The 25,538-nt window shown below is 55.9% G+C and carries 25 protein-coding genes and 1 tRNA gene; 16 read left to right on the top strand and 10 right to left on the bottom strand.

Features of this window, described 5'->3' with window-relative positions:
- Window position 1: 1 nt before the first annotated feature.
- The 3 genes from HCH49_RS13820 to argL form a co-directional block, all read right to left on the bottom strand.
- Window positions 2–364: a CHAP domain-containing protein gene (locus HCH49_RS13820; protein ID WP_221702848.1), complete on the bottom strand. Its 363-nt coding sequence runs from the start codon at window positions 362–364 to the stop codon at window positions 2–4.
- A 264-nt stretch (window positions 365–628) separates the two neighbouring features.
- On the bottom strand, window positions 629–1,633 hold the full coding sequence (argF, locus tag HCH49_RS13815) for an ornithine carbamoyltransferase (RefSeq protein ID WP_047059078.1): 1,005 nt from the start codon (window positions 1,631–1,633) through the stop codon (window positions 629–631).
- Window positions 1,603–1,698 (bottom strand): putative translational regulatory protein ArgL, encoded by a 96-nt coding sequence (gene argL, locus HCH49_RS13810; RefSeq protein ID WP_213705005.1) that lies wholly within the window; start codon window positions 1,696–1,698, stop codon window positions 1,603–1,605. The genes argF and argL overlap by 31 nt, the downstream gene beginning before the upstream one ends.
- 99 nt (window positions 1,699–1,797) lie before the next feature.
- Here argL and rraB point away from each other — a divergent pair, with 99 nt between their 5' ends.
- From rraB to HCH49_RS13760, 10 genes are all read left to right on the top strand, one after another.
- Entirely contained in the window at window positions 1,798–2,223 is a 426-nt protein-coding gene (gene rraB, locus HCH49_RS13805) for a ribonuclease E inhibitor RraB (RefSeq protein WP_029739283.1), read from the top strand.
- A 46-nt stretch (window positions 2,224–2,269) separates the two neighbouring features.
- Window positions 2,270–3,028 (top strand): tRNA isopentenyl-2-thiomethyl-A-37 hydroxylase MiaE, encoded by a 759-nt coding sequence (gene miaE, locus HCH49_RS13800; RefSeq protein ID WP_221702847.1) that lies wholly within the window; start codon window positions 2,270–2,272, stop codon window positions 3,026–3,028.
- 30 nt (window positions 3,029–3,058) lie between these two features.
- On the top strand, window positions 3,059–3,781 hold the full coding sequence (locus tag HCH49_RS13795; protein ID WP_048980674.1) for a hypothetical protein: 723 nt from the start codon (window positions 3,059–3,061) through the stop codon (window positions 3,779–3,781).
- Window positions 3,782–3,887: 106 nt separating this feature from the next.
- Window positions 3,888–3,972: transfer RNA gene (locus tag HCH49_RS13790), tRNA-Leu, on the top strand.
- 677 nt (window positions 3,973–4,649) lie between these two features.
- Complete coding sequence (locus tag HCH49_RS13785; RefSeq protein ID WP_221702846.1) at window positions 4,650–5,696, top strand: adenine-specific methyltransferase EcoRI family protein; 1,047 nt, start codon at window positions 4,650–4,652, stop codon at window positions 5,694–5,696.
- 32 nt (window positions 5,697–5,728) lie between these two features.
- Window positions 5,729–6,751 carry a DNA adenine methylase gene (locus HCH49_RS13780; protein ID WP_221702845.1) on the top strand — a complete coding sequence of 341 codons (1,023 nt, stop codon included), beginning with the start codon at window positions 5,729–5,731 and terminating at the stop codon, window positions 6,749–6,751.
- A 2-nt stretch (window positions 6,752–6,753) separates the two neighbouring features.
- A complete protein-coding gene (locus tag HCH49_RS13775; RefSeq protein ID WP_221702844.1) occupies window positions 6,754–7,302 on the top strand; it encodes a hypothetical protein in 549 nt (182 codons plus the stop codon).
- Between the two features lie 8 nt (window positions 7,303–7,310).
- On the top strand, window positions 7,311–8,492 hold the full coding sequence (locus HCH49_RS13770; RefSeq protein ID WP_221702843.1) for an AAA family ATPase: 1,182 nt from the start codon (window positions 7,311–7,313) through the stop codon (window positions 8,490–8,492).
- Entirely contained in the window at window positions 8,489–9,781 is a 1,293-nt protein-coding gene (locus HCH49_RS13765) for an McrC family protein (protein ID WP_221702842.1), read from the top strand. Before HCH49_RS13770 ends, HCH49_RS13765 begins: the two co-directional genes overlap by 4 nt.
- Window positions 9,782–10,135: 354 nt before the next feature.
- Window positions 10,136–10,603, top strand: a complete 468-nt coding sequence (locus HCH49_RS13760) for a SymE family type I addiction module toxin (RefSeq protein ID WP_211438493.1) — start codon at window positions 10,136–10,138, stop codon at window positions 10,601–10,603.
- Window positions 10,604–10,661: 58 nt separating this feature from the next.
- On the opposite strand, the gene HCH49_RS13755 is transcribed toward HCH49_RS13760, so the two are convergent.
- From HCH49_RS13755 to trpS, 3 genes are all read right to left on the bottom strand, one after another.
- Window positions 10,662–11,033, bottom strand: coding sequence for a hypothetical protein (locus HCH49_RS13755; RefSeq protein WP_221702841.1), 372 nt, complete (start codon window positions 11,031–11,033; stop codon window positions 10,662–10,664).
- A gap of 54 nt (window positions 11,034–11,087) precedes the next feature.
- On the bottom strand, window positions 11,088–11,432 hold the full coding sequence (locus HCH49_RS13750; protein ID WP_221702840.1) for a hypothetical protein: 345 nt from the start codon (window positions 11,430–11,432) through the stop codon (window positions 11,088–11,090).
- A 177-nt stretch (window positions 11,433–11,609) separates the two neighbouring features.
- Window positions 11,610–12,614, bottom strand: coding sequence for a tryptophan--tRNA ligase (gene trpS, locus HCH49_RS13745; protein ID WP_221702839.1), 1,005 nt, complete (start codon window positions 12,612–12,614; stop codon window positions 11,610–11,612).
- Window positions 12,615–12,813: 199 nt separating this feature from the next.
- Between trpS and fosA the strand changes: the two genes are divergently transcribed.
- Window positions 12,814–13,239 (top strand): FosA/FosA2 family fosfomycin resistance glutathione transferase, encoded by a 426-nt coding sequence (gene fosA / locus HCH49_RS13740; RefSeq protein ID WP_221702838.1) that lies wholly within the window; start codon window positions 12,814–12,816, stop codon window positions 13,237–13,239.
- Between the two features lie 108 nt (window positions 13,240–13,347).
- Here fosA and HCH49_RS13735 read toward each other — a convergent pair whose 3' ends face one another.
- From HCH49_RS13735 to HCH49_RS13720, 4 genes are read right to left on the bottom strand one after another with little or no spacing between them, the layout of a single operon-like run.
- Window positions 13,348–14,169, bottom strand: a complete 822-nt coding sequence (locus HCH49_RS13735; RefSeq protein ID WP_033144516.1) for an alpha/beta fold hydrolase — start codon at window positions 14,167–14,169, stop codon at window positions 13,348–13,350.
- 30 nt (window positions 14,170–14,199) lie between these two features.
- Complete coding sequence (locus tag HCH49_RS13730) at window positions 14,200–15,819, bottom strand: MFS transporter (RefSeq protein WP_221702837.1); 1,620 nt, start codon at window positions 15,817–15,819, stop codon at window positions 14,200–14,202.
- The gene (locus HCH49_RS13725; RefSeq protein ID WP_221702836.1) at window positions 15,816–16,223 is read right to left on the bottom strand and encodes a DoxX family protein; all 408 of its coding nucleotides are present in this window, start codon (window positions 16,221–16,223) and stop codon (window positions 15,816–15,818) included. Before HCH49_RS13725 ends, HCH49_RS13730 begins: the two co-directional genes overlap by 4 nt.
- Complete coding sequence (locus tag HCH49_RS13720) at window positions 16,223–18,094, bottom strand: amidohydrolase (protein ID WP_087823592.1); 1,872 nt, start codon at window positions 18,092–18,094, stop codon at window positions 16,223–16,225. Before HCH49_RS13720 ends, HCH49_RS13725 begins: the two co-directional genes overlap by 1 nt.
- A gap of 218 nt (window positions 18,095–18,312) precedes the next feature.
- Between HCH49_RS13720 and HCH49_RS13715 the strand changes: the two genes are divergently transcribed.
- The 5 genes from HCH49_RS13715 (at window position 18,313) to HCH49_RS13695 (ending at window position 25,535) form a co-directional block, all read left to right on the top strand.
- Window positions 18,313–18,999, top strand: coding sequence for a hydrolase (locus HCH49_RS13715; protein ID WP_221702835.1), 687 nt, complete (start codon window positions 18,313–18,315; stop codon window positions 18,997–18,999).
- Between the two features lie 61 nt (window positions 19,000–19,060).
- Window positions 19,061–19,282 (top strand): DUF1427 family protein, encoded by a 222-nt coding sequence (locus HCH49_RS13710; protein WP_217072126.1) that lies wholly within the window; start codon window positions 19,061–19,063, stop codon window positions 19,280–19,282.
- Window positions 19,279–19,539, top strand: a complete 261-nt coding sequence (locus tag HCH49_RS13705; protein WP_010427264.1) for a XapX domain-containing protein — start codon at window positions 19,279–19,281, stop codon at window positions 19,537–19,539. Before HCH49_RS13710 ends, HCH49_RS13705 begins: the two co-directional genes overlap by 4 nt.
- 23 nt (window positions 19,540–19,562) lie before the next feature.
- Window positions 19,563–19,943 (top strand): response regulator transcription factor, encoded by a 381-nt coding sequence (locus tag HCH49_RS13700; RefSeq protein ID WP_033144522.1) that lies wholly within the window; start codon window positions 19,563–19,565, stop codon window positions 19,941–19,943.
- A gap of 9 nt (window positions 19,944–19,952) precedes the next feature.
- Window positions 19,953–25,535 carry an ATP-binding protein gene (locus HCH49_RS13695; protein WP_221702834.1) on the top strand — a complete coding sequence of 1,861 codons (5,583 nt, stop codon included), beginning with the start codon at window positions 19,953–19,955 and terminating at the stop codon, window positions 25,533–25,535.
- The last annotated feature ends 3 nt before the right edge of the window (window positions 25,536–25,538 follow it).

Genomic DNA, 25,538 nt, shown 5'->3' with positions numbered 1-25,538 from the left:
ATCAGTAGTGCCTGTAAAGGGTGATTTTTGGCTGTATCTTACGATATGTCTGGCCGGGATAAAGGCTGTTCTGTTTAAAATCTGAATACCAGGTACCCGATTCGTCGTAGATACATGCATGCCCATTCTGATGCGCACCTGGTAATGCGTCAATTACTGCGACATCACCCTCAATGGGTGTGCCGTACACCTTGCTGAATCCTGCCTTCTCAAGAGAGCGCCAGAAGTTTTTTGCATCAGCACCATCAATTTTCAAACCTCCGGCACGAATAGCTGCAGCGACGGCGCGAGCGCAGTAACCCGTACTGTTATGATGTGCGTGGCTGCGGGCATATGACACAGCTTCATGCTTATTCCATGACATAAAATAATCCTTATTTTATTAACGAAACGTAGTAATAAGGAAACATTACACCGGATATTTACAATGGTTTGTAATTGATAATGATCTAATATTAACCATCATCAATCTAATAAATAATGGTTAATAAAATTATAAATACATATTATGGTTGATGCTTATCTGAGGATGCGTCAGTAAAATGATTTTTTTGCTCGTAAACTGGAAATGATTATCTGCTGAAAAATAATTCAGCAGATAATCACCATCTCAAGGTAAGAGAGAGGCTCACTCCCCAAGCGTCGCCACCATCACCGCCTTAATCGTATGCATCCGGTTTTCCGCCTGGTCGAACACGATGCTCGCCGCCGACTCAAACACCTCGTCCGTCACTTCCATCCCGCCGTGCAGGTCGAACTCTTTCGCCATCTGCTTGCCGAGCGTGGTCTGGTCGTCATGGAACGCCGGCAGACAGTGCAGGAACTTCACGTTTGGGTTGCCGGTCAGCGCCATCATCTGCGCGTTCACCTGATACCCGCGCAGCAGCGCAATCCGCTCCGCCCACTTCTCTTTGGCTTCGCCCATCGACACCCACACGTCGGTATAGATAAAGTCCGCGCCCTTCACGCCTGCCGCCACGTCTTCCGTCAGGACAATCTTCCCGCCGTGCTTCTCCGCCAGCGCGCTGCACTCCGCCACCAGGCTCTCTTCCGGCCAGCAGGCTTTCGGGGCCACCAGGCGCAGATCCAGCCCGGTCAGCGCCGCCGCTTCCAGCATCGAGTTGCCCATGTTGTTGCGCGCGTCGCCCGCGTAGACCAGCGTCATCTCGTTAAACGCCTTGCCCGGCAGGTGCTCCTGCATGGTCAGCAGGTCCGCCAGCAGCTGGGTCGGGTGGAACTCGTTGGTCAGCCCGTTCCATACCGGCACGCCCGCGTACTGCGCCAGCGTCTCGACCACTTCCTGGCCGTGGCCGCGATACTGAATGCCGTCATACATCCGCCCGAGAACTCGCGCGGTGTCCTTAATTGACTCTTTATGCCCAATCTGGCTGCCGCTCGGCCCTAAATAGGTGACGCGCGCGCCCTGGTCAAATGCGGCAACTTCGAAAGAGCAACGTGTACGGGTCGAGTCTTTTTCGAAGATGAGCGCGATGTTTTTACCGGTAAGCTTCTGTACTTCCTTGCCATTTTTTTTATCGGCTTTTAGCTGTGCGGCAAGGGTCAGCAGAGAAGTGAACTGTGCAGGGGTAAAGTCGAGCAATTTCAGAAAGTGTTTCTTGTATAAATCGGACATCTTATCCTCGCATGGCGAACGCCACTTATTGAATTAAAATTCACTTTATATGTGTAATTATTCATTTGCAACCCCGTTTCACAATTCTTTCTTACAAAGGTGGAGGCAAACCCGTCCGTGTGTGAAAATAGAAGTATCTGCCGCACTTTAAAGAGGATTGAGCCATGGCAAACCCGGAACACCTGGAAGAGCAACGCGAAGAGACGCGTCTGATTATTGAAGAACTGCTGGAAGACGGTAGCGATCCGGACGCGCTGTACACCATCGAGCACCATTTCTCTGCGGATGATTTCGACGCGCTGGAAAAACTGGCCGTGGAAGCCTTCAAGCTGGGTTACGAAGTGACCGAGCCGGAAGAGCTTGAAGTGGAAGAGGGCGACACCGTCATCTGCTGCGACATCCTGAGCGAAGGCGCGCTGAAGGCGGAGCTGATCGACGCGCAGGTAGAACAGCTGATGAACCTGGCCGAGAAGTTTGAAGTGGAATACGACGGCTGGGGAACCTACTTCGAAGATCCGAACGGTGAAGACGGCGAAGAAGGCGACGACGAAGATTACGTCGACGAAGACGACGACGGCGTGCGTCACTAAGCGTTTCAGGCGGTGGCGCGCGCCACCGCTTTTTCAAGGCAGAACCATGGATTACCCGCAGATACTCGCCCCCATACTCAGCTTCCTCCAGTGCCCGACCCCGCAAGCATGGATTGATAAAGCCCGCGACCCGGCAAACCTGCCGCTGCTGCTCACCGACCACATGGTGTGCGAGCTCAAGGCCGCCCAGACCGCGCTGCTGCTGGTGCGTAAATACGTCGCCGACGAAAGCGGTGCCGACGCGCTGCTCGACTGGCTTAAACCCTACGAACAGTTCACCTTCCGCGACGGCCCGGAGCCGGACTTCATCGCCCTGCACAAGCAGATTGGCAAAAGCGTGATGCCCAAAACCGACGACCCGTGGGGCCAGGCGCTCATCGACAGCATGGTGCTGCTGATTAAAGAGGAGCTGCACCACTTCTGGCAGGTGCGCGAGGCGATGCTGGCCCGCGATATTCCGTACGTCAAAATCACCGCCAGCCGCTACGCCAAAGGGATGCTGAAGGACGTGCGCACCCACGAACCGCTGACGCTGATCGACAAGCTCATCTGCGGCGCCTACATCGAAGCCCGCTCCTGCGAACGCTTCGCCGCGCTGGCCCCGTTCCTCGACGACGACCTGCAGAAGTTCTATCTCTCGCTGCTGCGCTCGGAAGCGCGCCACTATCAGGACTACCTGACGCTTGCCCGGCAGGTGAGCGACGACGATATCTCACCGCGCATACAGCATTTTGGCGAAATTGAAGCCACACTTATCTCGACACCGGACAACGAGTTTCGCTTCCACAGCGGCGTGCCGGTGTAAACCGGCACAACTCAAGGATAAGGATGCGAGATGAATAAAACGTGGACCCGTACCGCGATGGTTGTTGTGGTGGCCGCCGCCGTGGCGTTCTGGGTGTTCTTCGACAGGCAGCGCGCTCCGGAACGGCAGATGGATTCCGCCCTTAACGCGATGCCCGCCTGGCAGGTGATTAAGGAGCAGGAGCCCGCGCTGCATCAGCGCATCCTCGACCAGATGGCCGCCCTGCAAAAAGCGGGCGAGCCGGAGCAGCAGATTATCGACACCATCCAGCCGCAGATCCTGCATCTGCAGATGTCGCGCCTGCAAAACGCCCCGGACGCCAACGTGGTGAACTACATGACCATCAACATGGAGCAAACCGCCGCCATCCAGAAGGTGAGCGACGACGCCTGCTTCCGCTTCCTCTACCCGACGGTGAAGGGCGGCGTGAACCCGATGCGCATGCTGGATAAAGACCTGATGACGCGGCGCATGCAGGCCGACGCCGACATGATGCGCGCAGCCTACGGCAAAAACCGCCACACCGTGACCCAGGCCGAACGCGAGGCGGCCGTCGAGGACGTGCGGCCGATTATGAAGCAACTTGCCGATAAGTACGGCGAGGACATCCAGCTGCTGCAGATGCCGGAGAAGGCGGCGGGTAAAGAGAAGCTCTCCTGCGATATGGTGCAGGAGATGTGGGCGAAGGTGCTGGCGCTGCCGGAGCAGAAGGCGGCGGGGGTGATTCGGCTGGCGGTGTCTGAGCTGGAGTGACGAAGGGCGCTGGTTTTTTGGGCACTTAGCGCGTGTTTAGCGCGTCGTCGCTTGCATGGCGGCGCGCGACAGGTATAATCCACAACGTTTCCGCATCCCCTTCAGTGCCGAAGTGGCGAAATCGGTAGACGCAGTTGATTCAAAATCAACCGTAGAAATACGTGCCGGTTCGAGTCCGGCCTTCGGCACCAAAAGACATAAAATCTTAGGTAAATGTATACGGGTTTTATCTTCTTTCAATTTTTATGTTAAAACCATAAATGTCAAATCATTATTTTTCATGTTAGGTGTTTTTACTGGGATATATGGAAAATATACGGCTTTAATAGAATTTATAAAAAAATATAGTTTCTCGATGATTTTTCCATGTGAGAGTTTTTTATAAATAAATATTTTATTGGTAACTTGATTTTTAACATTGTATTCCTGGTGTTGATTTTTTTGATATGCCATCAGGCTGATTGCGAAATAATTTCGATACTCATATTTTTGTTGTGCCATTTTGTAATTTGTTTTTAGTTTTTTGTCCTGGTTGTTTAAATTGTGATTCTCCTTAATATATGTAATAACTTGTTTGTTTTAATTAATTGTAGCATGTCGCGCTGGATGCTTTGGCTTTATTTGGTTATGGTTTTTGTAATGCTCTTTATATATTGTTGGTGATATGAATGCTTTAAGAATATTGTGAGTTCCGGTTGGTTTTTTGTGATGTAATGTTTTCTGTTTTCTGTTTTCTGTTTTCTGTTTTCTGTTTTCTGTTTTCTGTTGATAAGATGTTCAGGCTTTTTGATGCATAACTGACTAAATTATTAATAATGAGCTTGACGATTTGAAAATAATTGCTAATATGTCTGATGCTTAGGAGTTAATGATGATGAAAAACAACACTGCACCCACTACGCGAAACATGGATTTCAAGCAAGCAAGATATGCAAAAAAGGATGAGTTTTTTACATCACTAGGTGACATTGAGCTTGAACTAGAACATTACATCGAACATTTTCAAGGAAAAGTTGTTTATTGTAACTGTGATGATCCGAGAGAAAGTAATTTTTTTCGTTATTTTTCAGAAAATTTCCATAGGCTTGGGTTAAAAAAACTTATTACAACATGTTACCGCAGTCAAGACGCTGATTTATTTATGAAAAATGAATCTGGTAAAGCAGTTTATCTAGAGTATTCTGGCGAAAAACGTGGTGATCAGATCCCAAATGCTGAAGTTATCGGTATCAAACAGCTTAGCGGTGATGGGGACTTTCGTAGTTCCGAAAGCGTGGCATTACTTGAGCAGGCCGACATAGTGGTAACAAATCCTCCCTTCTCACTTTTTAATGAATATGTAGCTCAACTTGTTAAGTATAATAAAAAATTCGTAATTATTGGAAATATGAATGCTGTAACATATAAAAATATATTCCCTTTAATTCAGACCAATAAGATATGGTATGGGCCAAGTATTCGTAGTGGTGATCGAGAGTTCCGTGTTCCCGACGACTATCCACTAACCGCAGCCGGCTCAAGGATTGATGAGCAAGGAAATAAATATGTTAGAGTAAAGGGTGTGCGTTGGTTTACAAACCTCGATTATCCGAGTCGATATGTTGATTTAGTCTTGGAAAATACATATTCTCCAGATAAATATCCTAAATATGCAAATTTTGACGCTATTGATGTCGGGAAGAGTAAGGATATTCCCAAGGATTATTCTGGTGCGATGGGGGTTCCAATTACCTTTTTAGATAAATTTAACCCTGAGCAATTTGAGATCTTGGGTTCAAGTAAAACCTTGAGCCGACCTATGTCGCAGATTGCTGCTAAAGGTACATATCAACCTGGAGGGCCTCGTTTTTACCTGCCAAATGGTGATGGTACCTATCGTCGTATGTATGAACGCATAATCATTAAGAAGAAATAATTATATTCTAAATAAAAGGTAATGGGGAAATTATGTCGTTCCGTTATTTGGGCAATAAAACTCGGTTGGCTGACTGGATTGTAGGAGAAATTGCACAAATTCTACCGGCTGGCTCATCAGTAGCAGACCCAATGTGCGGGACTGCTTCTGTTTCTCTAGCTTTGGCCCGTGCCAACTACTCAGTAACAGCTGCCGATACTTTAACTTTTCCTGTAATTCATGCAAAGGTTCGATTGCTTGCGAAGCAAGAGCCTGCTTTTAGCTCATTTGGCGGCTATAGCCAAATGTTGGAATGGATGCGTTCAATTGAGCCCGTTGAGGGGTATTTTTTTCGTGAGTTTGGGGAGTCTGGTAGACCAGAAAATGGGCGAGCGCCGCGCCTGTACTTCTCTGCAGAGAATGCAGCACACATTGATGGCGTTCGAGCTGGCATACGTAATGTTGTTAAATCCGGCGATATTAGTGAAATTGAGCATAGCCTAATGCTCCATCATCTCATCCTCTCTACAAATAAAATTGCAAATATCAGCGGGACCTATGGATATTTTTTGCGTAAACTGTCTCGTTCTGCCCTTCAGCCGATAACGTTTGAGCGTATTGAATTTGAGAACACGCCTGGGTGCCATCGGGTTATTCAAGGGGCCATTGAAGATAATGCATCACTGCTTAAAGTGGATGCAGTTTATCTTGATCCCCCTTATACTAAACGGCAATATGCTGGAAATTATCACATATTAGAGACTATTGCTCGTGAAGATGAGCCAACAGCAATTGGTGATGGTGGACTTCGCCCATGGCAAGAACAGGCATCTGATTTTTGCTATCGGCGCAATGCTATTATGGCTTTTCGCAAAACTCTAGAACAACTGGACGTTCCTCACATATTTATTTCCTACAGCCAAGATGGGCAAGTGGGTGAAGATGAACTGTTATCCTTATTAAGGGAGTACGGAAAGGTAGCTTTGCATGAACTCCCTTACACTCGTTATCGTAGTAATAACCGCGTAAAAGATGGATCTGTCCTTGAACGTCTTTACCACATAGAGGTATGTTAACCATGTCAAACAAATTAGTGATAAGCCGTATTTGGTGGCGTAATGTACAACCGGGCGAATTTTACAATATCGAGCGATTTCATCGGATAGAGGGCGGTGGTGGCTCCCTCTATATTGAAATTCCGGGATCAATGGTTGCCGCCACCCTTGATTTTCTTGATGTGGCTGCAATTGACGTGAGCGTTCTTCCTGTAATAACTATACAGGCAAAAGTAATTGGACAGCCTCATATCTATGGACCTATTGAGTTCCATCGGAAGGCTGGAAATCGGATGCGAATTGCCCGCCAGAATCGCCAGCAACCCGGTTCTCAGCGCCATCCTGCTTGGACTTCAGTAAATGGATTCCCACGAGCCCCTGACGGCGTAAGTAGTACAGAAGATGCACGGCAGTTCTTCCCTGCTGGTGGTCTACGTATTTATTTAGCGAAAACAATTGAAGGAGAATACTTTGCTGGCTACACAGTAGGTAATCGGCCTTCTGATTTGTTACCAACAGATCCTATGTGGCAACTTTATGGTGACGGAGTCGGTGGCGTTATTATTGCTTAAGGTGTGTTATGGATAATAAACTCAATGAAATACTTGCTTCATGGGAAGCTGGTAGGAATGTTCTTTTATATGGTCCGCCTGCAACTGGAAAGACCAGACTTATAAGTGAACTTTTCCAGCTTTTAAGTGTTTCTCCTGAAAGCACCACAGGAATCCTCCTCGATCCAAATGAAACTCAGGTACCTTTTACTCGACCAGAGAAAGAAATTGCCATACCGAGACCTGTAAAGGTTGTTTGGACTACTTTTCATCAATCTTATAGTTATGAAGACTTTGTTTTAGGCTTGCGCCCTGAAATTTCACCAGACGGCACACGTCTTCAGCCATGGGCTGGACTCTTTTTAGATGCAGCTTTAGAACTCAATGATCCTACTTCAGATTACAAATCCGTAGTAGTTTTTATTGATGAAATTAATCGAGGAAATGCTGCTCGTATTTTTGGCGAGTTCATGACTTTTCTTGATTTTGATTATCGTGAAGAAGGACGGGTTGCGCTTCCTTTACCACTCCGTCAGCTTAATTATAAAGATGGGCGAAGTGAAAAAATCTGCCGACCAAACGGTAGAGTGACTGATATCCCTGAACATTTCACATTTCCTAAGCATATTTATATCGTATCAACAATGAATAGCGTTGATAGAGCTGCTATACCAATCGACAGTGCTCTCTCGCGGCGTTTTGATAGGATAGAGATGCGCCCCAATCTTGGTGTTCTCGCCCGGCATTGGGGGTTAGATAGAAAAGCAATAAGTTCATTAACTCAAGATAGTTGGGAGACTCTTAACCCATATGTCACTGGCTATCTTCTAATGGACAGGTTAAATGTTGCTATAGCTTCTGATTTAGGCCCGGAATTCGAACTTGGCCACGGCCTTTTTACCTCAATTACAGCTAGTACAACCCTTACAGATGACGCTGAGCAGTTGATTGATGAAGATAGGGCATGGCAAAGTTTAGCATCGGCATGGGATGAAGTTATTTTTCCCCAACTTGAGGACCGATACTCAGGAAGACCTGAGCAGTTGAATGAACTTTTACACGTTGATGCAGCCCCTTCAGTTGGTAATTATGCGTGGACGCTTCGCACTTCTCAGGCGAGCTCTATTGTGTCGAGAACGCTTACTCCTGTGCGTGTTAGTGAACTTGAGATTGATACTATCAAAAGGTCTTTCAGGTGGTTAACTCGTTGAAATTTGGTAAACGTATCATCCTACAGGAATATGGTGACCCTGTTGTTCATTCTATGGAAGATATTGACCTTGATGCTTTACTTGAAGCAAATAAGCACTGGCGTAAATCTCTAGGCCTTTCAGTTGACCCTATACGAATTGAGAATATAGGGAAGGAATTTGTAACTCTGAGGGCTGAAGCTGTTACAGGTGTAGTACGAGCTGGCCTGATGGATATTGAAATCGTTCCAAAATTTCTCAGTGGTACCAATGATTGCTGGCAATCAATATTATGGCGAATCTTAACTGTCGTTGAGGGGGGGTATATTGATGACAATTTTACTAGCGCACATCAATTCGATTCGTTATCAGTCCCTGACTTACTTACTGAAATTTTTCTAGCATCTTTTGCTAAAGGAGCGGCACGCGGATTACCTCAAAGCTATCTTGCTAAGCGAGAAAGTGGGAATACACTTCGAGGCCAATTAGATTATTCCAGATTAGGTGAATGGTTAGCGCGTCCTTGGGTGCTTCCTTATATTGCGGATCTGCTGACAAATGATACACCTTTGGCTAGGTTGATCCGTTGGACTGCGCAGTGCCTTGCGACAACTGTTAAATCTCTTGGGCGGTCTCGAGCTTTACTTGAGATCGCGGCTAGCCTTGCTCATGTTCGGAAAAGTCCACCTTGCTTACTTGACGCTCAACGGATATATCTTGGTCCTCAGCATAAGGGGTTAGAGGCCGCGTTGTTTATTGGTTTATTACTATTGCAAGGTGCTGGCGTCCATCACGCTAGCGGGAAATATTCATTGTCAGGTTTTTTGTGGAATTCTGACGCAATCTATGAAAATTATATTTATTGGCTTTGCCAGCGTGCAGCCAATCTACGTGGAAAGCGAATCACGAAAGCTGAGAAAAAGTTCGGTCAGGTAATTATGGGGGAAGGTGACTTATTGAAAACTACCCCTGATGTCATTTTTCATGATGCGGATGGTGTTCCTTCTGCAGTAACAGATGCTAAATATAAAAGATTTAATTCTCGACCAAAGGCACAGGATACATATCAGGTGCTTACCGCAGGTCATATTTTGGGTTGTCAGCGAGTCTCATTAACATATCCTGTAGCTATAAATAGCGCACCTACAGTTTGGTTAGTACCTTCCGCTTTGGGTGGGAAAAATATTGAATTAACCGCACTTCCGCTAAATCTAATGCAGTTGGCTTTGCCAGAAGGACATGAGGTGTTAATCAATGTTATAGGGGATTGGTTGGATGGGTACTATGTAAGCCAGATGCCGAAAAATTAGTACATTTACCCAATAAATATAGGTAATGGACGGTCCGTAAATTTCCGATAATTATTGCTTTGCGAAATAATATAAATAATTGCGATGATGCTCGCAAAACTCAGACCAATCAACCCACAATCAACAAAACATGACCTTACCGCACACAACTCTATTTCCTGAACCCCCCTCACAAATTCCAAATTTACCCCACACCAAACCGCTGTATTTATATTCAGTCCTGTATAATGAGCACCAGAAATTACGCCGAACGGCAAAGGAAATATTGAAGAATATTTAAAGAAAAATTCGCGATATGAAGGTGCTGCAACACCCCCATACCGCTAACCACAAACAACTGAAAAGGAGTTGAAAATGGCTGCGACGAATTTTAAGCCAGAGTTTACTGTTTGCAAAACAGAATCAGACGCTTTCACCGGCATGATTGAAAACCGCGAGCTGGTACGCAAAAACAGCGCCCGCCGCCTTCACGGAAACCAAACCAACGCGGCACCCGTTCATCCCCGCGCTGAAACGCCTCAGGACAGTGCAGCCTGCTGCGAACTCTATGCACGCATAGACATTAAATACCTTCTTCTGGGCGGCGACTGGTTAACCCGCGCAGGTTTTATCAACGGTATGCCGGTAAAAATCCGCGCCATGAAAGACTGCATCGTGATTACGCCACAGCATACAAGAGAATTATGGGGATGCCTGGAAGGTATGAGCGTGGTGAATATAAATAAGCAGAAAGTCGCGCAGTGGTTGAAGACCTTCCCGGGTGCATTGAATGATACAGGTGATGTTCCGGTGATTAAGCGTGGGAGTGGGCAGGCTGTTTAAACTTCAAGCCAGTATGCACGGGCATGTGAGCGCATGCCCGCACTACGCTAAAAGTCACTCAATCATGATGTATTTGTTCTCTAACAGCCTTAACCAGGACAGCATGGAGTTCGCCAACGGTTAAATCGCGTATCACAGGTTCCGGAATGCCCCGTAGCCTGCGAACCAGGCGGCAGATACCGAAGTAATCTATGCCCTCGGTGCTAAAAAGAAACTCGTTTTCAGCGAGGGAAAAAGTTTTCTCATAGCCATCTTCTTCAGTGACAAGCGTAACGCCAAACGCTGCCTCGCAGTCTTCAATCAGGGCATCGCCATCCATGCCGCAGAAATCAAGGTCGGCTTCGATTAGGGTGTTCTCATCAATGCGCTTGCGATGATGTCCCGAGGACTGACGTACAATCTCAATGACCTGCGAAAGAGTGGGGTACATTATGTTGGATTCCGAGGGTGAAGAAATGACGTAGACATTGATTAATAGACCGAGTTAACGCCTGGGGCTTATTATTGAAGGTCCCAAAAAAACTAAAACAACCCACACAAACATCCCAATGATTTTTAGCGGCCAGGGTTCTAATACATCAATGCACACCATCGCGCCAATAACTAATAGTGGTCCTCCCAATACTTCCAGTATTCCTTCTAAAATAGATAACTTATGAGGCAATACACGATTCAGTAAAACACAAGTAAGGTGTGTGCCTTCTAAAATAATGATTATAGCTAGAGTGCATTCTTTCCAGTTATCAGAGATACCTAAGCAAATGAGGCACAGTGCAATCACAAAAACACACAGTAATGTATTCAGCATGGAAATAATTAACTTACTCATATCATTTTGCGCCGCGCATTAAAAATATAAAGAAGCCATGAATATAGCATTCCTGAAAGAATGATAAACGGCATTGGCTAATAAAGGATTTAATACTTTATTGCGCCTCGTTTATTTCCGTAATAATCGAGTTAGCGGCTTCGTACTCTTCCCACTCACTCCACCGCTAATTCTAACTTAACTAAACACCGGCACCCCCAGCCCAACCTTCACCTCCCTCAACGTCTCCTGCGTCACCCCCTGCGCCCGTTCCGTGCCACGCTTCAGCATCGCCATCAGCTCCCCCTTATCCTGCATATACATCGCCCTCCGCTCACGCATCGGCGCAATCAGCTCCTGCAGGCACCCCTCCAGCTCGTTCTTACAAACCCGGTCACCCAGCCCGCCCGCCTGATAGTGCGCCTTCATCGCCGCCACTTTCTCCTTGTCCGAATGAAACGCGTCGAGGTACGTAAACACCACGTTCCCCTCAATCTGCCCCGGGTCGCTCACCTTCAGATGGTTCGGGTCGGTGAACATGGCGCTGACCGCACGGTGAATGGTCTCTTCGCTGGCCGAAAGGTGCAGCGTGTTGCCCAGCGATTTCGACATCTTGGCGCTGCCGTCGATGCCGGGCAGACGGCTGGTGTCGCTCAGAATCGCCTTGCAGTGGCGCAGCACCGGAGCGGGCAGCAGGCTGTTCATCTTGTGCACAATCTCGTTGGTCTGCTCAATCATCGGCAGCTGGTCGTCGCCGACGGGCACGCACTCAGCTTTGAACGCGGTGATGTCCGCCGCCTGGCTGATGGGGTAGGCCATAAACCCGACCGGCAGCGAGCGGGCGAAGCCCTTCTGCGCAATCTCGTTTTTCACCGTCGGGTTACGCTCCACGCGGGCGACGGTGACGATGTTCATGTACAGCATCGTCAGCTCGGCGAGGGCGGGCAGGGCGGACTGCAGGCAGATCGTGGTCAGGTTCGGGTCGATGCCGGCGGCGAGGTAGTCGGCCAGCACTTCGGGGATGTTGTCGCGGATCTTCTGCGGGTTGCTGCCGTTGTCGGTCAGCCCCTGCAGGTCGGCAATCAGCACAAACTGGCTGTGCGTCTGCTGGAGCGCCACGCGCTGGCGAAGCGATCCGACGAAGTGGCCGAGGTGCAGCGGGCCGGTTGGGCGGTCGCCGGTGAGGATGGTTTGCGTGTTCATAAAGACTCCTTAATGTGCAGTTGCCGAAAGGGGTCTTAGAAATGTGAAAGCCGCCTTTCGGCGGCTATCTGAAAATGGGGAAAACTACTCCGAGCCGCCTTTAAGAAGGCAGCCACCAGCGGTTTACGGTGAGCACGGCGTGGTTTATGTTCATGCTTTTACCGTATCACGTCCGGCGCGAAAAACAAAAGGGCACGTCATGCTGCAATCACTCAATCATCTGACCCTCGCGGTCAGCGACCTGCAAAAAAGCGTCACCTTCTGGCACGAGCTGCTGGGGCTGACGCTGCACGCCCGCTGGAATACCGGGGCCTATCTCACCTGCGGCGATCTGTGGGTCTGCCTGTCGTACGACGAGGCGCGCGAGTACGTGCCGCCGCAGGAGAGCGACTACACCCACTACGCGTTTACCGTGGCGGAAGAAGATTTTGAACCGCTCTCGCAAAGGCTTGAGCAGGCGGGCGTCACCGTCTGGAAGCAGAACAAAAGCGAGGGGGCGTCGTTCTATTTTCTCGACCCGGACGGGCACAAGCTGGAGCTGCACGTGGGCAGCCTCGCCGTGCGGCTGGCGGCGTGTCGGGAGAAGCCCTACGCGGGCATGGTGTTTACCTCAGACGAGGCTTGAGGCGCGCACCTTCAGCCTGCAGGTCCTGTCTCAGCGATCACTGGCTACGTGACGCTGGCGGAGCGAAAGCGCCGGGTGGCGGCTGCGCCTTACCCGGCCTGGAAAAAATTACAGCGACTTCACAAACGCCAGCAGGTCTTCGTTAAGCTGGTCCTGGTGGGTTAGCGCGAAGCCGTGCGGCGCGTTGTCGTACACCTTCAGCGTGGCGTTTTTGATCATCTCCGCCGCCAGCTTGCCGGTGCTTTCAAACGGTACGATCTGGTCGTTGCTGCCGTGGATCACCAGCGTCGGCACGTCGATTTTCGCCATATCCGGGCGGAAGTCCGTTTCGCCGAACGCGGTCACGCAGTCGATGGTACCCTTCAGCGACGCCAGCAGGGCGATGTTCAGCGTCTGGGTCAGGGCTCCGGCGGAAACGGTCTGCCCGGCGTTGATGCCGTAGAACGGCGTCGCGAAGTCGCTGATGAACTGGGCGCGATCTTTACGCAGTCCGTCGCGAATGCCGTCGAACACGCTCTGATCCACACCCTGCGGGAAGGAGTCGGATTTACCGAAGATCGGCGTCACCGCGCCCAGCAGCGCCAGACCGGCCACGCGCGCGCTGCCGTAGTTGTTGATGTAGCGGGTTACGTCGCCACCGCCCATGGAGAATCCCACCAGCGTCACGTCCTGCAGGTCCAGGGTGGTGATCAGGTCGTTGATGTCGGACGCAAAGGTGTCGTAGTCGTAGCCGTTCCACGGCTGATCCGAGCGGCCAAAGCCGCGACGGTCAAAGGCGATGGCGCGGAAGCCGCGCTCGGCCAGGTAGTTCAGCTGGCTGTCCCACATGTCGCCGTCCAGCGGCCAGCCGTGGCTGAAGAGAACCGGTTTGCCCGCGCCGCCGTCCTTGTAGTAAATCTGCGTGCCGTCTTTTGCCTTAAACGTTGCCATAGTGTGTTCCTGTGCAGGTGATGGTTATGGTTATACCGGCGCGACCAGGTAGCGTATTGCCGGTGATGTTGTGCCCTGATGAAAAGCCAGAACGCGGCTCTGCAGCAGGAGGTCATTCATGGTGTGGCGCTCCTGCTGGCGCAGATGCTCAATCCACGAGCCCATCAGGAAGGTCTCGATAAACAGGCCGGGACGCTCAATATCCTCGTACACCGCCCAGCTCATCGCCCCGGCGCGGCGGCGCACCCGGCGCAGCTCGTGAACCGCCTCCAGGAAGGCCTTCGTATTCTGCGGGTCGATGATGTACTCGTGCGACACCAGCACCGGGCCGCGCTCGTTGGGCAGATCGATCTCCACGCCGTCCAGCGGCTGGCCGCTCAGGTCGAGGTTCAGGTCCGGATCTTTCCCCAGCTTCCAGCGGAACACGGTGGCGCTCGCCAGCACCATCCCCAGCGTGGCGACAACCAGCGAGGTTGGGGTGCCGAAGCGGGAAGCGATCTGCCCCCAAATGGCGCTGCCCGCGGTCATCGAGCCGAAGAACACCGTCAGGTAGACCGCCAGGGCGCGGGCCTTCACCCAGCGGGCGGCGCTGCGCTGCGCGCCGATATTCAGAGTTGAAAGCACCGCAATCCACGCGAAGCCGGTGAAAAACTCAAACAGGTTGAGCAGCCAGACGTGACGCACGAACGCCAGCGCCAGCATGGTAAGGGCAAAGGTCAGGCTGGCGGCCACCATCAGGCGGTCGGCGTCGAGCCGCTGGCGCAGGCGCGGCAGCAGAATGGCCCCGGCAATCGCCCCCAGGCCAATGCACGCCAGCATCACGCCGTAGCCCGCCGGGCCTAAGCCCAGCTCGCGGCGCGCCACCAGCGGCAGAAGCGCCCAGCCCGCGCTGCCGAAAACGAAGAAGGCCACGGTGCGCACCAGCACGTTGCGCAGCACCGGCGCGGCGTGCACGTAGCGAATCCCGGAGCGCACCGCGGAGAAGAAGTGCTCCGGCGGCAGGCGCTGTATGGACGGTGCCGGACGCCAGCGCCACAGCACCCACGCCACGCCGACCACGGACAGCGCGTTCAGGGCAAACACCATCCACGGCCCGGCGAGCGACAGCAGGAAACCGCCCAGCGCGGGGCCAATTGCCCGGCTGATGTTAACCCCGAGCGAGTTGAGGGCCACGGCGGCGCCCAGCTCCGGCTTGCTCACCAGATCGGGCACCACGGCCTGGAACGGCGGCGAGCTCATCGCCGCGCCCACGCTCAGCAGAAACGTCGCCACCAGCAGAACGGCGGGGGTGACGTGTCCGGTGAAGGAGAGCACCGTCAGCCCGGCGGCGGCGATGAACACCCACAGCTGGGAGAAGAGCAGGTATTTACGCCGGTCGACGATGTCCGCCATCACCCCGGACGGCAGGGCGAAGAGGAACATCGGCAGGCTGCTGGCCGCCTGCACCAGCGCGATATCCAGCGGGTCGGCGCTCAGGGTCAGCATGCTCCAGTTGATGCCGACGTCGCTCATCCATGAGCCGACGTTAGAGACCACCGTGGCGATCCACAGCATGCGGAACACCGGCTGGCTCAGCGGCTGCCAGGGCGAAACCGTCGGTGCGGGCGTCGTCTCGACGTGTGCGTCGCGAACGTCGTTAACCTGCGTCATGCGTACCTCTCCGCTGTCTTACGCTGCAGCCGCCACTGGCCCGGCCCGGTGAGGGCGAGGGTGGTGAAGATAATCAGCAGCAGCCAGCCAAACTGCCCTTCGGCAATCGACCAGTTCGGGTGGACCGCCAGCATCGCCACCAGCAGCACGGCGATAATCGGCAGGCACGCCAGGCGGGTGTACACGCCCGCAATGATAAACAGCGGGCAAATCACCTCGGCGACAATCGCCGGGATCAGGCTGGCGTAAGGCCCGAAGCCGAATGGATCTTCAATGCGCGTCAGCTCGTCGCTGAAGTGCAGCACCTTCGGCAGGCCGTGCACGTACAGCAGCAGCAGGCTGCCGGTCAGGCGCAGGAAGAACAGCCCCAGGTCGACCCGGGGCGGAGCAAAGGTGTTTTTCATCAGAATGCAAAGCAGCTGCAGCCCAGCGCCCCCCAGAAAGCGTTATCGTCGGACACCGGCATCTCTGACGTGCGGGCGAAATCATGCTGGTGGCTGTGAACCCCGCACGGGCCGCTGCAGTGGTGGATGGCGCTCATCCCGACGCGGGCGGCCTGCGGCGGCGCGCTGCGGTAGTGGCCCGGTACCTTGACCACCGGGGACCACTCGGGCAGAACCGGAATGGCCGGCGGCGCGAGCGGGCCAAAAGCGCCTGCGGCGTACACAATGTCGCCGTTGACCACCGTCAGAACGGATTCAATGCCCTTGATCTCCTCTTCCGGCACGCGGAAGAAGTCTTTGCTCAGCACGGCCAGGTCGGCGAGCTGGCCGACCTTGATCTGCCCCTTCTGATTCTGCTCGCTGGAGAACCACGCGCTGCCCTGGGTCCAGAGCATCAGGGCGGTATCGCGATCCAGACGGGCGCTATGGTCGTACATCTGCATCCCGCCGACGGTGCGGCCGGAGACCAGCCAGTAGAGCGCGGTCCACGGGTTGTAGCTCGCCACGCGGGTGGCGTCCGTCCCTAAGCCCACCGGCACGCCGGTCTCGAGCATTTTTGCCACCGGCGGCGTGTGGCGGGTAGCTTCGATGCCGTAGCGCTCGGCAAAGTACTCGCCCTGGAACGCCATGCGGTGCTGGACGGCAATGCCGCCGCCGAGCGCTTTGATGCGGTCGATGTTGGCCTGGGTAACGGTTTCCGCATGGTCGAAGAACCAGTGCAGGCCGTTGAACGGAATGTCGCGGTTCACCTTCTCGAAGACGTCCAGCATGCGGCTGATGGATTCGTTATAGGTGGCGTGCAGGCGGAACGGCCAGCGGTGCTCCACCAGATGGCGCACCACGCGCTCCAGCTCGTCCTCCATGCCCGGCGCGAGGTCCGGGCGCGGCTCGAGGAAGTCTTCAAAATCGGCGGCGGAGAAGACCAGCATCTCGCCCGCGCCGTTGTGGCGGAAGAAGTCGCTGCCCTGGCCCGGCGTGAGCATGTCGGTCCATTTTTCAAAATCTTCCAGCTCGTGGCCCGGACGCTGGGTAAACAGGTTGTAGGCGATGCGGATGGTCATCTGCTTTTTCTCGTGCAGCTCGGCAATCACCTCGTAATCTTCCGGGTAGTTCTGGAAGCCGCCGCCCGCGTCGATGGCGCTGGTCAGCCCCAGGCGGTTCAGCTCGCGCATGAACTGACGGGTGGAGTTAACCTGCTGCTCCAGCGGCAGCTTCGGCCCTTTGGCGAGCGTGGCGTAGAGGATCATGGCGTTCGGACGGGCAATCAGCATCCCGGTCGGGTTGCCGTTGGCGTCGCGCTGGATCTCCCCGCCCGGCGGGTTTGGCGTGTCTTTGGTGTAGCCGACCACCTTCAGCGCGGCGCGGTTGAGCAGGGCGCGGTCGTACAGGTGCAGGATGAAGACCGGGGTATCCGGCGCGGCGTCGTTAATTTCGTCCAGGGTCGGCATCCGGCGCTCGGCAAACTGGAACTCGGTCCAGCCGCCCACCACGCGCACCCACTGGGGCGACGGCGTGCGCAGGGCCTGCTCTTTCAGCATCCGCAGGGCGTCGGCCAGCGACGGCACGCCTTCCCAGCGCAGCTCAAGGTTGTAGTTCAGCCCGCCGCGAATGAGGTGCAGGTGCGAGTCGTTCAGGCCGGGGATGGCGGTGTGGCCTTTTAAGTCGACCACTTTGGTGCCTTCGCAGTGGTGCTGCATCACCTCGGCGACGGTACCCACTTCCAGAAATTTTCCGTCGCGCACGGCAACGGCTTCCGCGACGGGGTTCTCGCGATCGACGGTGTGAAACTGGCCGTTAACCAGAATGAGATCGGCTTTACCAAGGGTAACCATAAACTGCTCCTGACTGAGAGGGGAATGGTCAGGATTATGGGAACCGGTTTCGGCAAAGATCCAGTTATACAATAGGATAGGTATACCAAAGTATAACTATACCTAAGGTTAACTATACGAATAGATAATTACGCGCAAAGACGGAAAACCGCAGGATGAGGGTGACTTTATCGTCGCGGCGCTCGCGGCGATTTCACCCTTAACCACTGGAAAATGCTATGACCTCTTCAAAGCTCGAAGTGTTAACCCCTGCGAACTGTCAGGTAATCTTTATCGATCACCAGCCTCAGATGGCGTTTGGCGTGCAGTCTATTGACCGTCAGGTGCTGAAAAACAACACCGTGGCGCTGGCGAAAGCGGCTAAGGTGTTCAACATCCCGACCATCATCACCACCGTTGAGACCGAAAGCTTCTCCGGTAACACCTATCCGGAGCTGCTGGACGTGTTCCCGGGCCAGGACATTCTGGAGCGTACCTCCATGAACTCCTGGGACGACCAGAAGGTGCGTGACGCGCTGCAGGCCAACGGCAAGAAGAAAGTGGTGGTTGCCGGCCTGTGGACCGAAGTGTGCAACAACAGCTTTGCCCTGTGCGCGATGCTGGAAGGCAATTACGAAATTTATATGGTGGCGGACGCGTCCGGCGGCACCTCCAAAGAAGCCCACGACTACGCGATGCAGCGCATGATCCAGGCGGGCGTGATCCCGGTGACCTGGCAGCAGGTGATGCTGGAGTGGCAGCGCGACTGGGCGCGTAAAGAAACCTACACCGCGGTGATGGATATCGTGCGCGAGCACTCCGGCGCGTACGGCATGGGCGTGGATTACGCCTACACCATGGTGCACAAAGCGCCGTCTCGCCAGAAGAGCGAGCACCGCACCTTAGCGCCGGTCCCGGCTCGCTAAGTTCCGCTGGCGGGCTGGTCCCTCATCCGGCTCGCCGCTGCCTCTTTCTCTGGAGTTCACAATGAGTACTGGGCTGATATCCCTTGCGGCAGGCGTGTTGATTGGCCTGATGTATGCCGTGCTGAAGGTGCGCTCCCCCGCGCCGCCCGCGCTGGCGCTGATTGGCCTGCTGGGGATGCTGGCGGGTGAACAGGCGACGCGACATCTGTTATCCCGCGACGGCACGCCGCCGCCTCCGGTGACCGTTCCGCAGGTCAACTCGCAGACGGGAGCGTCGTCATGAAAGCATGGATAATTTCGCTGGTGTGCGGCGTGGTTGCTGGGGTAATTTACGCCCTGCTCGACGTGCATTCCCCGGCACCGCCGGTTGTCGCCCTGCTTGGTCTGTTTGGCATGCTGGTGGGCGAGCAGCTCATCCCGGTGGGACGGCGTTTACTGAGTCGCGAACCGCTTACCCTCGCCTGGTTTCGTCACGAATGCGTGCCGAAAATCAGCGGCACGGCGCCCCCTGCGCCCGCGAAGGACGATCGCGACGTTTAATGATTTGTGAGAGGAAAGAGAGCATGACGCTGCCGTGGCGCATTGCCATCATTGATGACGAACGATCCGTCCGCAGCGGGCTGAGTAATCTCCTGGAGTCGGAAGGCTATGCCGCCGATACGTTTGATTCGGCAGAGGTGTTTCTGAGCCATCCTTTCGCCCTGTCCGGTGCGGCGCTGGTGATCACCGACATCAAGCTGCGGGGCATGAGCGGCCTGGAGCTGTTTGAAAAGCTGCGGCTGCTGGCCGTACCGCCTCCGCCCGTGCTCTTTATCTCCGGTCATGCTGATGAAAATATGCAGCGGTACGCTCTTGATCTGGGCGCCGCTGCATTTTTGCGTAAGCCCATTAACATCGATATTCTGCTGGATCATATTCAGCGGGAGATGGCCCGCCGACAATAAGGATCGCGGATGAACGAACACGAGCAGCCTGCATTCTGGCCCGCCCTGGGGAATCTTCACCAGGGGCGGGTTTTTGTCCTTAAAGAGGATGTGATTTTTACCGTGCTGGCGCAGGAGGGCGGAATCGCCTGGATGCACGCGCGACATCCTCATTCCGGCGGCTCGTTCATTATCGCTACCGCGGTCAGCGACGAAGAGGAAGAGCGGGCCACCCGGCTGCTCAAAAACGAGTTTGCGCTGCGCGACGTGCTGCAGGACAGCTGGGCCATTCGCGCCGTTGCGTCAACGCAGTACCGGGGGCGCTTCGCGCTGGTGTACGCCCCGTTTTCGTTTGAGCTGCTGGCGCGGCGCGCGGGCAGGGCGATCTCGGGCATCACGCGCTTTCTCGAGATGGCTATCCAGATCTGCGTTCCCCTGCGCCAGATGCATCTGCAAAACCTGATCCACGGCGATATCAAGCCCGGCAGTATTTTTGTTCATCACGACGGCACCTGCCGTCTGGGCAGTTTTGGCCTTTCCAGCAGTCTCTCCGATGCCATCACCCAGACCCGGCTTGCCGTTTCAGGCGGTACGCCCGCGTATATGTCGCCGGAGCACACCACCCGCACCCAGCGCCCCGTCGACGGCCGCAGCGATCTCTACAGCCTCGGCATGGTGCTGTATGAACTCCTGACCGGACGCCTGCCGTTTGAGCTGGGGGAGGACGATCGGGACAACTGGGCGCACTACCATATTGCCTCCGCGCCGCTGGCCCCGGACGCGATCCGCCCGGACGTGCCGGGAATGCTGTCGACCATCATCCTGAAGCTGCTGGAAAAGCACCCCGATAACCGCTACCAGACGGTCGACGGGCTGATTGCCGACCTCCGCCGCTGCCAGGCGACGCTGACCTGCGAGGGCGAGATCGTCGCCTTTACGCCCGGCCAGCAGGACCGCACTCCGGCGATCCATCTGGCGGACTCCCTGTTCGCGACGCATCCGCAGGCGAACGACGTTATTGCGGCGTTTGAGCGGGTGAGTCAGAACCTGGTGCCGGAGCTGGTGACAATTGGCGGGCCGTCGGGGATCGGCAAATCCTCAATTATCGCGACGGCGCTTAAAACGCTGCAGCAGCGTACGGTGCTGCTGGCGGTGGGCAAAGTCGACCAGTTTTCGCCGTCGCTGCCCTACGGCGTATTAAGCTCCGCGTTCCGCACCCTGACGCTGCACCTGCTGGGGCTGCCCGCAGAGGAGGTGGCGAAGTGGAAAATCCGCCTGTCTCGCGCCCTGGAGGGGCACGAGGCGCTGGCCGTCAGCCTGGTGCCCGAGCTGGGCCTGCTGCTGGAGAGCAAGCCGCGCTTCTCGGCCGATACGTTTTCCATAGATGCCCGGGCGCGCTTCAGCCATATGGTGCTGGCGCTGGTAAAAACCTTTGCCTCGCAGGGCTGCCCGCTGGTGCTGGTGCTCGACGATCTCCAGTGGAGCGACGCCGCCAGCCTGCATACGCTTAAATACCTGCTGATGAACTGCGGCGCTGTTCCGCTGCTGGTGGTCGCGGCCCACCGGGATATCAGCGCCGTGCCCGACGCCGCCCTGCAGGCGCTGCTGGCAGGCCTGCCGGAGGCGGCGCAAAACGCGAGCGAGATTGTCCCGCAGGCGCTTTCCGTGAAAGCGGTGGCGCGCTGGCTGGCGACGGTATTTCGCACCCGCAGCGCGGCGACGACCGACCTCGCCACGCTGATCCACGAGAAGACGGGCGGCAACCCGCTCTTTGTGCACGAGTTTTTCCGCCGCATCGTGGATGACGGCCTGGTGGTGCACAACAAATATCAGGACAAGTGGCACTACGATCTGCAGGCGATCCGCGCCAGGCATTACACCGAAAACCTCGTCACCCTGGTGCTGGAGCAGCTTGAAGAACTCCCCGACGAGACGCGCCGCCTGCTGGGCAGCATCGCCTGCCTCGGCGGCACGGGCGAGATGGAGATGATCTGCCGCGTGGTCGGCATGTCGATGGCGGAAATGCGCTATGCGCTGCACCCGGCGGTGATGGCCCAGCTCATCGTGCTGGCGGAAAAAAAGTACGCCTTCACCCATGACCGGGTGCAGGAGGCCGCCTTTGCGCTGCTGGATCGGCATGAGAGAAGCCATATTCACCTGACCACCGCCAGCCTGCTGGCCGACGCCGCGCGCCAGGCGGCGGGGAACGAGCTGCTGTTCCGCGCCGTGCACCACGTCACGGCCGCGCTGGACAGCATCCAGCCCGCCCCGCAGCGCGAGATGTTCCGCGAGCTGAGCCTGCTGGCCGCGCGGCGCGCGAAGCGTTCGGGGGATTATCCTTCGGCGCTCGGCTATATCCAGACCGCCAGAGCGCTGGGCAACGCCGGGACGGTGTCGGACTTTATGCTCGATATCGAAGAGGCGGGCTGCGAGTTTGCGCTGGGGCATCTGGAGCGCACCCGCGAGCTGTGTGACGCCATTCTCGGCTGCCCCGGCGGGCTGACCGAAAAGGCGCTGGCGGCCAACCTGCTGGTGGAGGTGTACATTCGCCAGTCGGACAGCCGTCTGGCGCTGGAGGCGGCACTCTGCTGGCTGGGGATTTTTGGGATCCAGATTAGCCGCTATCCGGAAGATGCCGACTGCGACGAGGCCTGGACGCTCTTTTGCAACCGCACGGCCGACGCGCCGCAAAACCTGTTTGCCCAGCTGTCGCGGATGGATAACCCGGAAACCGAAGCGGTGATGAACCTGCTCTACAGCGCCAGCATTTGCGCCGGCTTCATCTGCCCGCGCCTGCACTTTTTGCTGCTCTGCCGCATGATGCACCTGACCCTCGACCACGGCATTACCGGCGCCTCCACCACGGCGATGGCCTGGTTTGGCGTGCTGATTGGCCACCGCTACGCCGAGTATCGCCTCGGGTTCCAGTACGGCACCCTTGCCCGCGAGCTGGTGAATCGCCACGGCTACGACGCGTTCGAAGCCAAAACCCTGCTGCCGCTCGACCAGCTCAGCGTCTGGACCCAGCCTTTATCGTTTACCATCGAATGCGCGAAGGCTTGCTTCACCTCGGCGGTGACCCACGGGGATATGACGATGGCCTGCTTTGCGGCCTGCCACCAGGTGATTAACTTCCTCTCGCGGGGCGATCACCTGGACGGGGTGTTGACCAGCATCGAGCGCGGCCTGGCGTTCGTGCGTAAAACCCACTTCCAGGACGTGGAGACCATTCTGATGGTCCAGCGCGGCTACGTTGAGTTTCTGCGCACGCCGGTCATCGGCACCTGGAGCGCGTCGCAGGTGCTGCCGGAGGCGCTGCTTCCCGCGTCGCCGGAGCAGGCGCCGGAGAAGAACTCCACCATGCTGTTCTGGTACTGGCTGTATCGCGGCATGGCGCACTTTACCTGCGGCGAATATGCCGACGCGCAGGCGGATCTCGAGATGGCGGGCTGGTACGCGTGGTCTGCGCCGGGCCACATCCATCTGCTGGATTACCATCTCTACAGCGCCCTGGCGCTCTCCCGTCAGCTGACGCCGGAGACCTTCTCGGCGAACCACCGCCGCAGCATTCACGCCCACTACGACAAAATCGCCCTCTGGGCGCGCGTAAATCCCGGCACGTTCGCGGATAAAGAGGCGCTGATTTACGCCGAAATCGTGCGTCTGGACGGAATGAACAGCATTGCGCTCGAGCAGTATGAGAAGGCGGTCCGGCTCTCCCGCGAGGGCGGCTTTAACCCGATCAACGCTCTGGCCCACGAGCTGGCGGGCCGCTTTGCGCTGTCCTGCGGCTACCCGACCGCCTCAGACGCGCACTTCCGCGGCTCGATTGCCGCCTGGGGCCGCGCGGGCGCGCAGGCCAAGGTGCGCCAGCTGGAGCAGGATTTCCCGCACCTGCTGACCTCCGGGCAGGCCAGCGCCTACGACACGGTGGCGTTCGCCCAGAATGAGACGATCCGCGATCTGCAAAGCGTCATCAAAGCCTCCCGCGCGCTGTCGGAAGAGATTAACCTGGAGCGCTTAATCGAAAACCTGATGACCATCCTGCTCGAACGCGCCGGGGCGCAGCGCGGCCTGCTGCTGCGCGTGAGCGAGAGCCTCATCCCGGAGATTGAGGCCAGCGCCTGGACCAGCACCGAGGGCGTGCGGGTGCGGATCCTGAAAGACGTGCCGACGGCTACCGACCTGCCGCTGTCGGTGCTGGCGGCGGTGATCCGCACCGGGCAGGAGATCCGCACCGGCAGGCCGGAGGAGTTCCATCCCTTCAGTCAGGACCCTTATCTGGTGACCTCGGGGGCGGCGGTCATGTGCGTCCCGATGTTCAAACAGGCGCGGCTGGTGGGCGTGCTCTACCTCGAAAACCGCCTGATGCCGGAGGTCTTCACTGCCGAGCACTCGCGCGTGGTGAGCCTGCTGGGCGCGCAGGCTGCGGTATCCCTTGAGACGGCGCGGCTGTACGCCGAGCTGCTGGCGGAGAACATCCAGCGCCGACGGGTGGAGAAAGAGCTGCGATCCAGCCAGACCTCGCTGATGCTCGGCGAGCAGATCAGCCACACCGGCAGCTGGCGCTGGGAGCTGGAGCAGGATCTGATGTTTGTCTCGGAAGAGTACGCCCGCATTCTCGGCCTGCCCGGGCAGCAAAAGACGATCTCCATGGCGGAGTTTTTGACCTTCGTCCATGAGGACGATTACGCCCGCATCAGCGCCATCGTCACCCAAAGCGTGCGCGACGGGCTCTCCATGCGCGCGGAGTTTCGCGTTAAGCGTACCGACGGCTCAACGCGCTACATACTCGGGATTGGCGATCCGGTGGGCGTGGGCAGCGAGGTGAACGAGTATTATGGCATCATCACCGATATCACCGGGCAGCGCGCGGCGGAGGATGCCATGCGGGTCGCGCAGGCGGATCTGGCGCGGGTGTCCCGGGCCACCACCGTCGGACAGCTGACCTCATCCATTGCCCACGAGATCAACCAGCCGCTGATGTCGATCGTCTCGAACGCCGGGGCGAGCCTGCGCTGGCTCAACCGCGAGCCCGCCCGGCTGGATAAAGTGCGTGAGGGGCTGGAGGAGATCGCCGCAGAAGGCGCGCGGGCGGGGGAGATCATTCGCAGCATCCAGTCCCTGACGCGCAAGCAGGATCCCACCTTCTCGCGCATCGACATGCACTACCTGATCCACCATATCATCACGCTTTCGCGCAGCGAGCTGGAGCAGAGACACATTAGCGTTGATTATCTGTTACAGGCGCAGGACAGCTTTATCACCGGCGATAGCGTGCAGATCCAGCAGGTGCTGTTGAACCTGGTGATGAATGCGGTAGAGGCGATGGCCGAGGTGAAGGATCGCGCCAGCACCATAACCCTCAGCACCGCCAACGCGGACGGAAAAGTGATCGTCGAGATCGCCGATACCGGGAGCGGCATTGAGCCCGAGCGGCTGGAGCAGATTTTTGACTCGTTCTACTCCACCAAGGCGCAGGGGATGGGTATGGGGCTGACCATCAGCGCCAGCATCATTGAGCGCCACTGCGGGAAGCTGAGCGCGCGCCGCCGCGAGCCGTACGGCACGGTGTTTGCGTTTGCGCTGCCGCTGGCGGCGCAGGAAGGGTAAAGG

It is taken from the genome of Enterobacter sp. Y17, assembly GCF_019730495.1.
GTDB classification, from domain to species: domain Bacteria; phylum Pseudomonadota; class Gammaproteobacteria; order Enterobacterales; family Enterobacteriaceae; genus Enterobacter; species Enterobacter asburiae_B.
This window is presented reverse-complemented; position numbering and strand designations above follow the sequence as displayed.